This is a genomic window from Yersinia massiliensis CCUG 53443 (genome assembly GCF_000312485.1).
In the GTDB taxonomy this organism is placed as follows: Bacteria; Pseudomonadota; Gammaproteobacteria; order Enterobacterales; family Enterobacteriaceae; genus Yersinia; species Yersinia massiliensis.
Genome location: NZ_HE997643.1, coordinates 209,537 through 223,981 on the forward strand (window position 1 = coordinate 209,537; position 14,445 = coordinate 223,981).

Here is a 14,445-nt window from a genome sequence, read left to right on the forward strand (position 1 = left end):
CCATAAACACTGATATCAATAAATAAAGCGGCCCCCCAATCTAGGATAACAACCTAAATGTGGGGGCCGCTTTCTCGTGTTTATCCGCTTTCTAGCGTCTATCCGCGCGCTAACTTCTATCTCACTGATTACCTGACAATAATACCCAGCAAGATACCCAGAGCACCAAAATCAGCGTCGCTGAATGTGGTATTGGCAAAACCGATATCGCCCAGCACTGGCAGCAGGAACACTGGCAGGAAGGTAATCAGCAAGCCTTGAGCGAATGCACCGAGAATCGCACCACGGCGTCCACCGGTGGCATTACCAAACACCCCTGCGGCTGCACCGACGAAGAAGTGAGGAACAACGCCTGGGATAATCACGGTCATATTCATCAAATACAGCGCGAACATCCCGATCAGACCTGCGGCAAAGCTGCTCAAGAAACCAACCAATACGGCATTGGGTGCGTATGGGAAGACAACTGGGCAATCTAGCGCCGGTTTCGCGTTAGGGACTAACTTGTCGGAAATCCCTTTAAACGCGGGAACAATCTCAGCAATAACCATTCGCACACCTTGCAGGATGATGTACACACCCGCAGCAAAGGTAATGGATTGCATCAGTGAGAACATAAACCAGTTTTTGCCGCCGCTCAGGCTTTTCACCACTTCTGGCCCTGCAAACAAACAGGTCACGATGAAAATGATACACATGGTAAAGGAGATAGCGACCGGTGTATCACGCAAGAACAGCAGGCTTTTCGGCACATTCATGTCTTCGGTTGAATGTTCTTTATTACCAAACTTGCTGCCGATAAAGCCGGCTAATACATAGGATAGGGTAGAGAAATGGCCAATTGCCACGTCATCAGAACCCGTGACCTTTTTCATGTATGGGTGGGCAATGGCTGGGAAGAACACCATCGCAACCCCAACCACCAGCGAACCAATCACAATCAGCGTCACACCACTGATGCCAGCGGTAGCCAGAATCACGGCAACCATCATCGACATAAACAGCGTGTGGTGACCGGTCAGGAAGATAAATTTCCACGGCGTAAAGCGGGCAATCAGAATGTTGATCACCATGGCGAAGAACATAATCATCGCCATTTCTTTACCAAAACTCTTCTGCGCCACAGAAACAATCGCTTCGTTATTCGGCACTACACCTTGAATCCCGAAAGCGTGCTGGAAGATATTGGCAAAATCACCCAGAGAAGAAACCACCAGACCTGCACCAGCACCCAAAATGACAAAACCCATGATGGTTTTAACGGTGCCTTTAATGCACTCGGTCACTGGTTTTTTCTGGGCGATTAAACCGATTAAAGCGATCAGACCGACCAGTACTGCGGGTTCGGAAAGAACATCACTCATTAAAAAGCGAAAGAAATCCATGCCACCCTCCCGTTACAGCGCGCCTAATTCGGTTAATGCCACAGACAAACGTTCTTTCATGGCTTTTTTATCGATCATGTTTTCAAGTGCAACAATTTTTCCGCCCACTGACTGAGCAATCAATTGCTCGGCGATGTCTTTGGTGCCGACGTAAATATCACTTGGTGTCCCTTTGGCTGAACCCAGATCGACATGATCCACTTCCGCACTGACGCCGAGATCTTTCAGGATGCTTTTGATGCTCATTTCCATCATCAAGCTGGTACCTAAACCGTTACCGCAAACCACTGTGATTTTCATTTTCTTTCCCCTTAAAAATAAATTCCAAACCTAATGTCATGATTAGTAACGTGCAATGACGGACAAAATATCCTGCTGCGTTTTAGCATTAAGTAAGGCTTGTACATCGTTATCGTTATCGAACAACTCAGCGAGTTGAGAAATAGCCTCAATGTGGCTAGTACTGTCTGTCGCCGCTAACACTATGAGTAGTTTTACTGGATCGTTACCCTCAGCATTGAATGTGACACCCTCAGTAATCACGGTTAATGCCAGAGAGAGCTTGTTTGCCCCTTCTTCAGGTCGGGCATGTGGCATGGCAATACCTGGGCCGACCACATAATAAGGACCGATGGCTTCATGGGAGCGATAAATCGCCTCGACATACCGAGCTTCAATTGAGCCATTATCAATGAGTGGCTGACATGAGATCGCAATGGCATCACGCCAATCTTTTGCTTGGCTGACCACTTGAATGACGTCTGGCGTTAACAGTGTTTTTAACATGATATTGATGACTCCCGATGACTGTTAACGTGAGAGTAGATATTTATCACTGTTGTGAATGTGATGGATGTCTCAATTGATAGCGCTACCTGATAGCGCTATCAAAATTTGTGATAGCGCTATCATTTGTCACGCTATCTGCTTTGGCAGTCGTCCAATATGCCCTATACAATGTAATGTATTGTCGAAGCTCGTGAGGAAGGGACATACTTGAATCCCGCAGAAAATCTCATCCCGCAGAAAATCTAATCCGGCGAGACATTTTAATCAGGCAGGAAATGAGCATGGAAAAACCGCGTAAGCGCCGTAATACTGGGCGGGTCACACTACAGGAAGTCGCGAATTACGCCGGAGTCGGGTCGATGACTGTTTCCAGAGCGCTACGAACGCCGGAGCAGGTTTCAGACAAATTACGTGAGAAAATTGAGCAGGCGGTTGAGGCGCTAGGCTATATCCCTAACCGTGCTGCTGGTGCGTTGGCGTCAGGGCACAGCGATACCGTTGCCGTTTTAATCCCTTCGTTAACCGATAAAGCCAGCTCTCGCTTTATGCAGTCGTTACAACAGATTCTAAATAAAAATGAGTTTCAGCTTCTGTTGGGATGCCATGAATATAATCAGAACAAAGAAACCGAAATATTAATGACGTTGCTGCAAAGTAATCCTGCAGCAGTGGTGATATTTGGCTCTCAACTGGCAGATAAAACCTATCAACTCCTCGAACGGGCGAATATCCCAACGGTCAACGTCGTGGGTTCTCATTTCAAGGGGGCGAAGATTACGTTGGAGGCCGCTTTTCTTGAGTCTGCCTATGAGTTGAGTCGCCACTTGTTGGCGCAAGGTTATCAGCATATCGGTTTTATCGGCGCGCATATGGATAACCGTCTGCAACGTCAACAGCTCAATGGTTGGCATAAGGCGATGCTGGAACATTATAAGAATGCGGATCAAACCGTCACCACACCTGAGGCTGCCAGCTTACAGTTTGGCCGTTATGCGTTGACGGAGATGCTACTGCGCCAACCTGAATTGGATGCAGTGATCTGTAGTCATGAAGATGTTGCACTGGGTGTGCTATTTGAGTGTCAGCGGCGGCTATTAAAGATCCCCACGGGTATTGCGGTAGCCTGTTTGGACGGTTCAGACAGTTGTGATCAAACTCACCCGACACTGACCTCGATGCGCATTGATTATAAAAAGATGGGCAAAGAAGCGGGAAAGATGCTGATTGATTTACTGGAGAATGATGACGATAGCGACGCGGATGAGCCGGTAAGCCAGAGTTTCAGCTATAAATTCGAATTGCGGCAAAGTACTTGATAGCGAAGGAAAACCGCCCCGAAGGGCGGTTACCTAGCTTACTTGCCTGATGTGTTGATTATGACCGTAATAGAGTTGTTGAAAATACTCCAACCCCCACTAGCGGATGTTAACAACGCACCAAATACAACGAGCACAATACAAAAGTATCGTTTCATCGCGCGGTCCATGCTCAGACCGCTTCACACCAGCACCATCGGTGATACTACCGTGAATACAAGCGCTGGGTTGCACTTGCTTTTACGGTCATTGGATATCCTTTCCTCAAACCGATGCCCGCTTGCTTAAGGCGGCGAAAAGGCCCGCCGCGATTGTATACTAAAGTACCTCTAGCAGATACTTGACAGTGGAGAGTAACTCCCCCAAACTGCGTGGGCTGGGTTGCACTTGCGTCATGTTGGTTGCTGTTTTTAGAGGCCAACAACCCTGCTGGAATGGCCGCTTACCGGACCAGCGCAAAGAAACCGCCTCTATGGCGGTTTTTTTGTGAGTGCGCTCGATGGATTAAGTTTTAGCACAAATAAAAACGCCAGCACTGAGCTGGCGTTGATGTTTTAACCTCTCAATCTGTCGATTAAGAAGCGTCAGCCTGAGCTGATTGAATCGCTGTCAGTGCCACGGTATAGACGATATCGTCAACCAATGCGCCACGGGACAAGTCGTTAACTGGCTTACGCATGCCTTGCAGCATTGGCCCGATAGAAATCAGGTCAGCAGAACGTTGTACCGCTTTATAGGTGGTGTTACCGGTGTTCAAGTCAGGGAAGATGAACACGGTCGCTTTACCTGCCACTGGTGAATTTGGCGCTTTGGATTGAGCCACATCTGCCATGATTGCCGCGTCATACTGCAACGGACCATCGATGATCAGATCTGGGCGTTTTTCCTGTGCCAGACGAGTCGCTTCACGTACTTTCTCAACATCGCTACCCGCGCCGGAATTACCGGTCGAGTAAGAGATCATCGCCACACGCGGTTCGATACCGAATGCTGCTGCAGAATCAGCGGACTGAATCGCGATCTCAGACAGTTGCTCAGCCGTTGGGTCTGGGTTGATCGCGCAGTCACCGTAGACCAGCACTTGGTCAGGCAGCAGCATGAAGAACACAGACGACACCAATGAACTGCCCGGTGCGGTTTTGATCAACTGTAGCGGTGGGCGGATCGTGTTTGCGGTGGTATGAACGGCACCGGAAACCAGACCGTCAACTTCGCCTTTCTCCAGCATCAATGTACCGAGAACCACGTTATCTTCCAGTTGTTCGCGCGCAACCACTTCGGTCATGCCTTTGCTCTTACGCAGCTCAACCAAACGTGGAACATATTGCTCACGCACAGCAACCGGATCGATGATTTCAACGCCTTTGCCTAACTCAACACCTTGAGCGGCAGCCACACGTTGGATCTCTTCTGGGTTACCCAGCAGCACACAGGTCGCAATACCACGTTCAGCACAGATAGACGCTGCTTTAACGGTACGTGGCTCATCGCCTTCTGGCAGGACAATACGCTTACCGGCTTTACGTGCTAACTCGGTCAGCTCATAACGGAATGCTGGTGGAGACAGACGACGTGAACGCTCAGATGTGGCGCTCAGAGAGTCAATCCACTCGCTGCTGATATGGCTGGCAACATAGTTTTGCAGCTTCTCAACACGCTCATGGTCATCGGCTGGGACTTCCAGATTGAAACTTTGCAGGCTCAGGGAAGTCTGCCAAGTGTTGGTATCAACCATAAAGACTGGCAGGCCAGTTTGGAAAGCACGAGTACACAGGCTGTTGATACGGTCATCAATGTCATAACCGCCAGTCAGCAGGATGGCACCAATCTCAACGCCATTCATGGCGGCCAAACAGGCAGAAACCAATACGTCAGGGCGGTCTGCGGAAGTGACCAACAGAGAGCCTGGACGGAAGTGTTCCAGCATATGCGGAATACTGCGGGCGCAGAATGTCACCGACTTCACGCGGCGAGTATTGATATCGCCTTCGTTAATAATGCGGGCATTCAAGTGCTTTGCCATATCAATAGCGCGAGTTGCAATCAGCTCGAAGCTCCATGGCACGCAGCCTAGAACAGGCAGCGGACTATTGGCAAATAGCTGTTTTGGATCGATGTTCGCCACGCTGGCCTTAGTGGAATCATCAAAGATTTCAGACAGGTCAGGGCGGGTACGGCCTTGATCATCAACTGGCGCGTTCAGTTTGTTAATGATAACGCCGGTGATGTTTTTGTTTTTGCTGCCACCGAAGCTAGAGCGAGCCAGTTCGATACGCTCTTTCAGTTGGTCAGGTGAATCATTACCCAATGCAATCACAAACACGATTTCTGCGTTCAGGGTTTTGGCGATTTCATAGTTCAGCGCATTGGCAAACTGATGTTTGCGCGTTGGGACTAAACCTTCAACCAGCACCACTTCAGCGTCTTTGGTGTTTTCGTGATAGCGAGCAACGATTTCTTCCATCAACACGTCTTGCTGGTTAGAACTCAGCAAGGTTTCCACGTAACCCATGTTCAGCGGCTCAGCAGCAGTGATGCTGGAGTTTGCGCGGATAATGGTGGTGGTTTGGTCAGGTGCATCGCCGCCAGCACGTGGCTGTGCGATTGGCTTGAATACGCTCAGGCGTACACCTTTTTGTTCCATGGAGCGGATGACACCCAAGCTGACGCTAGTTAAACCAACGCTGGTGCCGGTAGGGATCAACATTATTGTACGGGACACGGCTAAACCTCTTTAAGGTATATTCTTCGCCCTTGACGTTACTGGGTCATTAACAGCGTTCGTTCACCCGAATCGCTCACCTGTCGTCGAACGACCTTGGCGGTAGAACGACGACATTTAACGATAAGCTCATCGGGATTTATCCGCCAGTTGCCTACCTGTAACGCCAATTACTTTAGATATAAATTTACTTTGGATATAAATTTACTTTAGGTAAATAAATACTGTTTATGCAGTTAGACGCGCTGCGTCTTGTGCGATAACCAACTCTTCGTTCGTTGGGATCACTAACGCCAGACGGCTGCCATCTTTAGTGATGGTGCCTGATTTACCAAAGCGCGCTGCCAAGTTACGTTCGTGGTCAATTTCAAAGCCCAACAGGCCCAGTTTGTCCAACGTCAGTTCACGTACCATTGCAGCGTTCTCACCGATACCACCGGTGAAGATAACGGCATCCAGACGGCCATCCATCAATGCGGTGTAAGCACCAATGTATTTTGCCAAACGGTGGCAGAAGACATCCATGGCACGGCGTGCATCGGCTTTGGTTTCGTAGTTATCTTCGACATAACGGCAGTCACTGGTGACTTCAGTCAAGCCCAGCAGACCCGATTCTTTGGTCAGCAGCTTGTTGATTTGATCAACGCTCATCCCCATTGAATCATGCAGATGGAAAATGATAGCTGGGTCGATATCACCACTGCGGGTACCCATCACCAGACCTTCCAGCGGTGTCAGACCCATAGAGGTATCAACACATTGACCGTTACGTACCGCAGTGACTGAACCACCGTTGCCCAAATGGCAGGTGATAACGTTCAGTTCATCCATGGGTTTGTTCAGGGTTTTAGCGGCTTCTTGGCTCACATAGAAGTGGCTGGTGCCGTGTGCGCCATAGCGACGGATACCGTGATCTTTATATAAGCTGTACGGCAGGGCGTAGAGATAAGATTCTTCCGGCATTGTCTGATGGAAAGCAGTGTCGAAAACGGCCACATTTTTATCCGCCAGATTCGGGAAGGATTTCAATGCTTCAGCGATGCCGATCAGGTGAGCAGGGTTATGCAGTGGTGCAAACGGGATAGAATCTTTGATACCCTGAATAACTTCGTCGGTAACGATAGCTGATGCAGTGAATTTCTCGCCGCCATGTACAATACGGTGACCGATTGCTGTCAGTTGAGCAGAAAGCTCTGGTTTTTGTGCCAGAATAGTATTAACAATGAAATTCAGTGCTTCGCTGTGTGCTGCACCAGCACCCAATGCTGCTTCCTGTTTGCCACCATCAATTTTCCATTTGATGCGGGCTTCCGGCAGATGGAAGCATTCGGCTAAACCAGAGAGGTGTTCTTCACCGTTGGTCGCGTCGATGATAGCAAATTTTAAGGAAGAGCTACCGCAGTTAAGAACCAGTACTAGCTTACTCGACATGGAAGTACCTATTTAGAATCGTGTCCGGCAGTTGTTTTTTGCGAAAAATGATTTGGCATCAAACAGTGAAAAACACGTGGTTAATAAAACGTCAATCTGTCCAAAAGCGTAGCGCAAATTGGTGTCGACATTAATGATTAACATCATGCGATAGCAAAAAAGCATGATGACGAATAAATCGCGTTTTAAACGTTAAGCGCAAACGTTAAATCCTGGTGGTCAAAAACGGGAGCGATTTAACAAAATTGATTTATTTACCGCTAAAAATTGACATATTTATGGTCATATTCTACCGGCCAAAAGGCCGAGCTAGGATACCGATAGCGCCGCTTAAAAACAAAATATATTTAACAGACTAATTTTTAGTTTGTTCGTTACAAAGAAAATTTTAATTTTTGCTTGTGAAGTTGAGGTGAGCCATGACAACAAAACCTTCTGATACCCACGGTTGGTTTCAGGTACTCCAGCGCGGTCAGCACTATATGAAGACTTGGCCTGCTGACAAACGCCTGGCCCCAGTATTCCCAGAAAATCGCGTGGCAACCGCGACACGTTTCGGTATTCGCTTTATGCCGCCACTGGCCATCTTTACGCTGACATGGCAGATAGCGCTCGGTGGGCAATTGGGCCCCGCCATTGCCACAGCACTGTTCGCCTGTGGTTTACCCCTGCAGGGATTATGGTGGTTAGGTAAACGTGCGATTACGCCGTTGCCGCCGACTTTATTGCAATGGTTCCATGAAGTGCGTAACAAGTTAGCTGACGCAGGGCAGGCTGTTGCCCCTGTTGAACAAACCCCGACTTATCAATCGTTGGCGGATTTGCTGAAACGTGCATTCAAACAGTTGGATAAAACGTTTCTTGATGATCTTTAGCCATAAAGGAATAGCTGCGCTAAATCCCCTGTCAAATCAAAGTATGGGCTAAGCCTGTGTGCGATGATTTCCGCATTATTTATGTCTTAGGAGTTTAATGATGGATATGACTAACGCCCAACGTTTGATTCTCTCGAATCAGTACAAGATGATGACCATGCTGGACCCAGAAAACGCTGAGCGCTATCGCCGCCAGCAAACCATCGTCGAACGCGGCTTTGGTTTGCAGATGCGTGAACTGGACCGCGATTTTGGTGAGATGAGCGAAGAAACTTGCCGTACCATCATTAATATCATGGAGATGCATCACGCGCTGCAGGTCTCTTGGGGGAACCTGAAAGACAAACAAGATTTAGATGAGCGCCGGATTGCATTCCTCGGTTTTGATGCCGCGACAGAATCTCGCTATCTGAGTTATGTGCGTTTTATGGTGAATACCGAAGGGCGCTATACCCATTTTGACTCGGGTACACATGGCTTTAATTCCCAAACGCCGATGTGGGATAAATATCAGCGCATGTTGGTTATCTGGCAATCGTGCCCACGCCAATACCATTTGAGTGCAGTTGAGATTTCGCAAATCATCAATGCCTGATGTGGCAAGCTGAAACGATAAGGTTATTCGTGATGAGTTGAGTCATGGATTGCTTAATGGCGATTTATTACAGTGCTCTTAATTCATTGCGAATTGCTTTTTAATGTGTTGATTTACCCAACAGATGATTTACTCAATAAATGATTGACTGACGAGGATGTGCTTGTGGAGTGTAAAGGTTTTCTTTTTGATTTGGATGGGACGCTGGTCGATTCATTACCTGTTGTTGAACGAGCTTGGATTGGTTGGGCAAACAAACGCGGTATCAAACCATCGGAAGTACTGGATTTCATCCATGGAAAACAAGCCATTACCTCTCTTCGCCATTTCATGCCGGGCGCTAGCGAGTCAGAAATTGAAGCAGAATTTCTTGCATTAGAACACATTGAAGCAAATGACACCGACGGTATAAGAGATTTACCGGGGGCGGTTGCGCTGTTGGAACGGCTGAACAATCTGTCCATCCCTTGGGCGATTGTGACTTCGGGTTCTGTGCCTGTTGCCTCAGCGCGCCGTGCTGCGGGTCATTTGCCAGAGCCTAAAGTTTTCGTCACGGCTGAACTGGTCAAGCATGGGAAACCTAAGCCTGATGCTTATCTGCTAGGGGCTGAGCGTTTAGGACTGGCACCAGAGGATTGCATTGTGGTGGAAGATGCTCCCGCGGGGATTCTGTCTGGGTTGGCAGCAGGCTGTAAAGTGATTGCCGTGAATGCGCCAGCAGATACACCAAAACTCGATCAAGTTGATTTAGTTCTCAGTTCACTTGAGCACATTGCTGTTGAAAAGACTGCGAATGGTGCGGTAGTTCGCTTTATCGGTTAATCCTGTTGGTTGAGTCGGTTATCGAGAGCGCCTAATAGCGCTCTCAGACTGCTGACAAACCGACTTTGTTGCACCGAGACAGGCGGGTTGACTAAACCAATGGGCGCTCCGGCGGCGCATTCGGCATATTTCCGCGCCCTACAACTTTTGCCTATTAATGAGGAATTGATTGCGTGAGGAGAGGGGGCAAGCTCTCTTCCAGGCTGTGAAGGTTTTGTGGTTTGACCCGAATAATCCCACCGCGTGGGCTATCAATATCGGCGACGAGCATAAAAGAGAATGAAATCACTAACGGTAATATCAAGTTCATTATCTTGCCATTTTTACCCTGCTTGGAACCATAACCCACTAGCACGCAGCTACACACCGCAATAATTGACATCAATGCCCAAGCAGCCAACGGGATCCTGTTCCACCATGCGGCCTGAGTATAACCTGCTGAATTCAAAACATCATTCATCCCCGAAACCACTAATGCCCGAATTGGATCTGGGCGTTGGTTTACCGGCAGCAGTAATTCTGCCCATAGGGCATTTTCAATCTGGTTAGTCTGGTTATTCACGTCCGCCAATTGGATGGCATCTCTGGTGGTATAAAACAGGATTCGTTGATCAAGGTAATGGGTTAGCAGTGCTTTGGTCGCGTTTGCTGAACTGGTCGGTAGAAAATCAGCACGTAAATATTCAGTCCCAATAGCATTGGCCTCCGCCTCTTCATAGTTTTTACGCAAGTCGTAACGATTGATAGCCATTGAGAAACTGAAGCCAATAATCAAACCCAGTAATGTTAAGGTTGCCCCTTGAATGACATTAAAATTTTCACGGACATTATCCTCCAAATCCCTGCCTCGTCGAAAAAAAGCCTGACCAACATGGGCAGAACCTGACAATAGAGCAAATGAAAGCAGAAAAAGAATAATCGGATAATCTGTGATATTGCCCATTTACTGTTCCTGTTGGTGGCTAATAATTCAATATTATCAGTATAGTCAGCCGCTTAAATGTCGTTGAATATCAAAATAATTCAGTGATGTTTTTTTATTGGCGAATACTTCATCACATCATCAGCGAACTATTTTTTAAAAAATATATAATTAATGCCGTCATAGGATGGTAACCGCATAAATTTACAGTCATTATTGATCTCGGACAGCGGTCGCCGATGAATTTAATGCTTTACTGCTAAAGCCGGATATTTCCTTTCACTTTTTGCCAACGAGGCTATTTTGAACAGCGAATTACTGTGGGTGTTGACGCTACTTCTGATCGCTATTGTGCTGTTTACCACCAATAAATTGCGAATGGATGTTGTGGCTTTGTTGGTGATTATTGCCTTTGTGATGAGTGGCACTTTGACCCTCGGCGAAGCGACTAGCGGATTCAGCGACCCCAACGTGATATTGATCGCGGCGTTGTTCGTTATCGGTGAAGGCTTAGTGAGGACCGGCGTTGCTTATCAGGTCGGCGACTGGCTAGTGAAAGTGGCCGGTCACAGTGAAATAAAAATGCTGGCGCTATTGATGGTGACCGTCGCGGGCCTTGGTGCGTTTATGAGCTCCACCGGTGTCGTGGCGATATTTATTCCGGTGGTCCTGAGTGTGGCCAACCGGATGAAAATCTCCCCCGGTCGATTAATGATGCCCCTGAGTTTTGCGGGTCTAATTAGTGGCATGATGACGTTGGTGGCGACGCCACCTAACATGGTCGTCAACAGTGAATTATTGCGTGAAGGCATCAAAGGGTTTGGTTTCTTCGGTGTTACCCCCATCGGTATTATCATTTTACTGATGGGCGTAGGTTATATGTTGGTTGTTCGCCGCTGGTTGGGGGGCAAACAAGAACACTCAGAAAAGGAACAATGGAAACGTCGCACCTTCCGTGATCTGATCCGCGATTATAAACTCACCGGACGCGCTCGCCGTCTGGCTATCCGTAATAACTCTCCGCTCATTGGTCGTTCACTTGATGAGCTGCATCTGCGTGCCCGTTATGGTGCGAATGTGGTGGGGATCGAGCGTTGGAAGCGATTTCGGCGAGTGATGGTCAGCGCAACCAGTTCTTCGGAGCTGCATGAAAACGATGTACTGCTGATCGACATGTCCGACTGTGATATTGATTTGCGTGAGTTTTGTACCGAGCAAATGTTAGAGCCGTTGGTGCTACGCGGTGAATATTTCTCAGAACAGGCCCGTAACGTTGGGATGGCGGAAGTTTCGCTTATTCCTGACTCTGCTTTATTGGGCAAAAGTATTCGTGAGGTGACCTTCCGAACGCGTTATGGGCTGAATGTGGTGGGTATGCGGCGTAACGGTAAGGTGCTGGAAGGTAAGCTCGTGGATGAAAAGTTACAGTTTGGCGATATCTTGCTGGTGATTGGTGACTGGAAATTGATCCGTCAATTGCAGCAAAAGACCCGTGATTTTATCGTTCTTAATCTCCCCGCCGAAGTGGATGAAGTCGCACCGGCCATTTCGCAAGCGCCTCATGCACTATTCTGTCTGGCACTGATGGTCGCCATGATGCTGACGGATGAGGTGCCGAATGTGATTGCCGCGCTGGTGGCCTGTTTGTTAATGGGGCAATTCCGGTGCATTGATATGGAGAGTGCTTATCGCTCAATTCATTGGCCGAGTTTGATTTTGATTATCGGGATGATGCCTTTTGCCCAGGCATTACAAAAAACCGGCGGGGTGGATTTGATTGTTCGGGGCTTAATGGATGTGGCCGGTGGAATGGGGCCGCGCGTGATGTTGTTGTGCTTGTTTGTGCTCTGTGCCACGATTGGCCTGTTCATCTCTAATACGGCAACAGCCGTACTGATGGCCCCGATTGCGATTGCCGCTGCCCGCGAAATGGCACTTTCCCCGTATCCGTTTGCGATGATCATTGGTATTGCGGCATCGGCCGCGTTTATGACGCCAGTTTCATCACCGGTCAATACGTTAGTTTTAGGCCCAGGTGGTTACAAATTTAGTGATTTTATCCGCATCGGGGTGCCGTTTACGTTGCTGGTGATGGTCGTAAGCGTGATGGTCGTGCCAGTGTTGTTCCCGTTTTGATTATCCTCAGCCCTTGGCCTCACCGGGAGCGTTAGCTGAGCTTGCCCTTTATCGCGAATGAACGGGGCCAGCTCAGACGTGTTTTACGATCCAACCCTAATACCCCAACTGATGGATGACTGATCAGTTTAGAGCGTCATCAGTCTAGAGAGTCGAGGCTAATCTCGTCGAGTGATAGGCTAAAACTTGGCACGAAGACTTCCATAAAGTAATCCATCTCAGGGCTTTGGCGCATGGCGAGGGTTTTCTCTAATCGCACTTTAGCTTGAATGAACTCGTTATTCCCTGCGGATAATTCTTCTAGACATTTGAGGTAAGCGCACAGTGCATCAGCTTGTTTAACCAACGCTTTTTCTTCCTCGCTATAATAATGCTCATCCAACAGGCACCGAAAATCATGCTGTAACTCTTTTGGCAGCATTTCGATCAGCTTCTGCTGTGCCACTTTTTCTATTTTTTTATATTCATGGGCAATCTGCGGATTGTAATACTTGATTGGCGTCGGTAAGTCACCGGTAATCACTTCGCTAGCATCGTGATACATCGCCAACAATGCGATGCGATCGGCGTTGAGATTGCCATTAAATTTACGGTTTTTAATGATAGCCAGTGCATGCGCGACAAATGCCACCTGCAAGCTGTGCTCAGAAACATTTTCAGTGCGGACATTGCGCATTAGCGGCCAGCGGTTGATGAGTTTCAGGCGAGATAGATGGGCGAAGAAATGACTCATGATTTTCTCTCTTTTGTTCTTTTAAGGCAGGTAATAGGGGGTAGTTTATCAGATTGGGTTTCAGTTGATCGGATCTGGTTTCGGTTGAGGGCTGGACCTTGTTTCGGTTGAGGACTGGATCTGGTTTCGGTTGAGGATTGGATCTTGTTTCGGTTGATAGTCGTTCGGCGCTCACCTGAACCTCGTCGCCTCAACCGAGTCGGGCCGCAGGGCGGCGGCCCAACACCCGCGCCTTTGCGCGAAATATTGTGGCTTCGCCATTCCCTCCTACAGCTTGCCGGCTTATCGAACCGGCGCTGACTCGCTCCCAGCTCGACAGCCCCTTTCGCCGCGTCCATGCGGCTCATTCGGCCTGCAATCTTTGTCGGCAATTTTTCTGATTGCGCTTAAGGTCAAAAGATACAAGCTAAAAACCATGGTTTTGATTTTGAAGTTTAAAAGCACATTTGAGCTGCCGAATGAAGAGAGAAGGCAAGGAAAACGGGCAGGACGCCCGTTTTAGGCGCCATGAGCAGGGATGCGAATAAAGCCGTCCGTCAGCCGAAACGATGAGTGAGGGAATCCACGCAGTGGACAAGCGATGCGTGCGCTAGCGCGGGGGCTCCAAGGGGGGCACGCGCTTGTGACCCCATTGGCGGTTGAGGCATCAGAGCCAAAGTGAACGCCTAACTCATGTCAACCGAACCAAACACCAAACAAAATAACCAGAATCACCTGCG

At 48.4% G+C, this 14,445-nt stretch carries 12 protein-coding genes; 5 read left to right on the top strand and 7 right to left on the bottom strand.

Annotated elements, in window-relative coordinates; translation table 11 throughout:
- Nucleotides 1–128: 128 nt before the first annotated feature.
- The 3 genes from BN68_RS01120 to BN68_RS01130 are packed head-to-tail and all read right to left on the bottom strand — an operon-like array spanning nt 129 to nt 2,171.
- Nucleotides 129–1,385, bottom strand: a complete 1,257-nt coding sequence (locus BN68_RS01120) for a PTS ascorbate transporter subunit IIC (RefSeq protein ID WP_005277900.1) — start codon at nt 1,383–1,385, stop codon at nt 129–131.
- Nucleotides 1,386–1,397: 12 nt separating this feature from the next.
- The gene (locus tag BN68_RS01125; protein ID WP_019209309.1) at nt 1,398–1,685 is read right to left on the bottom strand and encodes a PTS sugar transporter subunit IIB; all 288 of its coding nucleotides are present in this window, start codon (nt 1,683–1,685) and stop codon (nt 1,398–1,400) included.
- A 42-nt stretch (nt 1,686–1,727) separates the two neighbouring features.
- The gene (locus tag BN68_RS01130; protein WP_019209310.1) at nt 1,728–2,171 is read right to left on the bottom strand and encodes a PTS sugar transporter subunit IIA; all 444 of its coding nucleotides are present in this window, start codon (nt 2,169–2,171) and stop codon (nt 1,728–1,730) included.
- Between the two features lie 284 nt (nt 2,172–2,455).
- On the opposite strand from BN68_RS01130, the gene BN68_RS01135 reads away from it, so the two are divergent.
- Nucleotides 2,456–3,490 carry a LacI family DNA-binding transcriptional regulator gene (locus tag BN68_RS01135; RefSeq protein ID WP_042806353.1) on the top strand — a complete coding sequence of 345 codons (1,035 nt, stop codon included), beginning with the start codon at nt 2,456–2,458 and terminating at the stop codon, nt 3,488–3,490.
- 574 nt (nt 3,491–4,064) lie between these two features.
- Here BN68_RS01135 and pta read toward each other — a convergent pair.
- Together pta and ackA are read right to left on the bottom strand one after the other, a co-directional pair.
- On the bottom strand, nt 4,065–6,197 hold the full coding sequence (gene pta, locus BN68_RS01140) for a phosphate acetyltransferase (protein ID WP_019209312.1): 2,133 nt from the start codon (nt 6,195–6,197) through the stop codon (nt 4,065–4,067).
- A 243-nt stretch (nt 6,198–6,440) separates the two neighbouring features.
- Nucleotides 6,441–7,643 (bottom strand): acetate kinase, encoded by a 1,203-nt coding sequence (gene ackA, locus BN68_RS01145; RefSeq protein WP_019209313.1) that lies wholly within the window; start codon nt 7,641–7,643, stop codon nt 6,441–6,443.
- Nucleotides 7,644–8,062: 419 nt separating this feature from the next.
- Here ackA and yfbV point away from each other — a divergent pair, with 419 nt between their 5' ends.
- The 3 genes from yfbV to BN68_RS01160 all read left to right on the top strand — a co-directional run bounded on the left by yfbV (nt 8,063) and on the right by BN68_RS01160 (nt 9,935).
- A complete protein-coding gene (gene yfbV / locus BN68_RS01150; RefSeq protein ID WP_019209314.1) occupies nt 8,063–8,518 on the top strand; it encodes a terminus macrodomain insulation protein YfbV in 456 nt (151 codons plus the stop codon).
- A gap of 100 nt (nt 8,519–8,618) precedes the next feature.
- On the top strand, nt 8,619–9,113 hold the full coding sequence (locus tag BN68_RS01155) for a YfbU family protein (protein WP_019209315.1): 495 nt from the start codon (nt 8,619–8,621) through the stop codon (nt 9,111–9,113).
- Between the two features lie 165 nt (nt 9,114–9,278).
- Nucleotides 9,279–9,935, top strand: a complete 657-nt coding sequence (locus BN68_RS01160) for a sugar phosphatase (protein WP_019209316.1) — start codon at nt 9,279–9,281, stop codon at nt 9,933–9,935.
- 154 nt (nt 9,936–10,089) lie between these two features.
- On the opposite strand, the gene BN68_RS01165 is transcribed toward BN68_RS01160, so the two are convergent.
- Nucleotides 10,090–10,878, bottom strand: coding sequence for a bestrophin-like domain (locus tag BN68_RS01165; protein WP_019209317.1), 789 nt, complete (start codon nt 10,876–10,878; stop codon nt 10,090–10,092).
- 282 nt (nt 10,879–11,160) lie between these two features.
- Between BN68_RS01165 and BN68_RS01170 the strand changes: the two genes are divergently transcribed.
- The gene (locus tag BN68_RS01170; protein ID WP_019209318.1) at nt 11,161–12,993 is read left to right on the top strand and encodes an SLC13 family permease; all 1,833 of its coding nucleotides are present in this window, start codon (nt 11,161–11,163) and stop codon (nt 12,991–12,993) included.
- Between the two features lie 139 nt (nt 12,994–13,132).
- Here BN68_RS01170 and yfbR read toward each other — a convergent pair whose 3' ends face one another.
- Nucleotides 13,133–13,726: a 5'-deoxynucleotidase gene (gene yfbR / locus BN68_RS01175; RefSeq protein ID WP_019209319.1), complete on the bottom strand. Its 594-nt coding sequence runs from the start codon at nt 13,724–13,726 to the stop codon at nt 13,133–13,135.
- Between the last annotated feature and the right edge of the window lie 719 nt (nt 13,727–14,445).

Bases quoted from the DNA above. Each gene is read 5' to 3' on its own strand.
- ackA (WP_019209313.1), bottom strand. From the start codon at position 7,643: ATGTCGAGTAAGCTAGTACTGGTTCTTAACTGCGGTAGCTCTTCCTTA.
- yfbV (WP_019209314.1), top strand. From the start codon at position 8,063: ATGACAACAAAACCTTCTGATACCCACGGTTGGTTTCAGGTACTCCAG.
- BN68_RS01130 (WP_019209310.1), bottom strand. From the start codon at position 2,171: ATGTTAAAAACACTGTTAACGCCAGACGTCATTCAAGTGGTCAGCCAA.
- BN68_RS01120 (WP_005277900.1), bottom strand. From the start codon at position 1,385: ATGGATTTCTTTCGCTTTTTAATGAGTGATGTTCTTTCCGAACCCGCA.
- pta (WP_019209312.1), bottom strand. From the start codon at position 6,197: ATGTTGATCCCTACCGGCACCAGCGTTGGTTTAACTAGCGTCAGCTTG.
- yfbR (WP_019209319.1), bottom strand. From the start codon at position 13,726: ATGAGTCATTTCTTCGCCCATCTATCTCGCCTGAAACTCATCAACCGC.
- BN68_RS01165 (WP_019209317.1), bottom strand. From the start codon at position 10,878: ATGGGCAATATCACAGATTATCCGATTATTCTTTTTCTGCTTTCATTT.
- BN68_RS01125 (WP_019209309.1), bottom strand. From the start codon at position 1,685: ATGAAAATCACAGTGGTTTGCGGTAACGGTTTAGGTACCAGCTTGATG.
- BN68_RS01155 (WP_019209315.1), top strand. From the start codon at position 8,619: ATGGATATGACTAACGCCCAACGTTTGATTCTCTCGAATCAGTACAAG.
- BN68_RS01135 (WP_042806353.1), top strand. From the start codon at position 2,456: ATGGAAAAACCGCGTAAGCGCCGTAATACTGGGCGGGTCACACTACAG.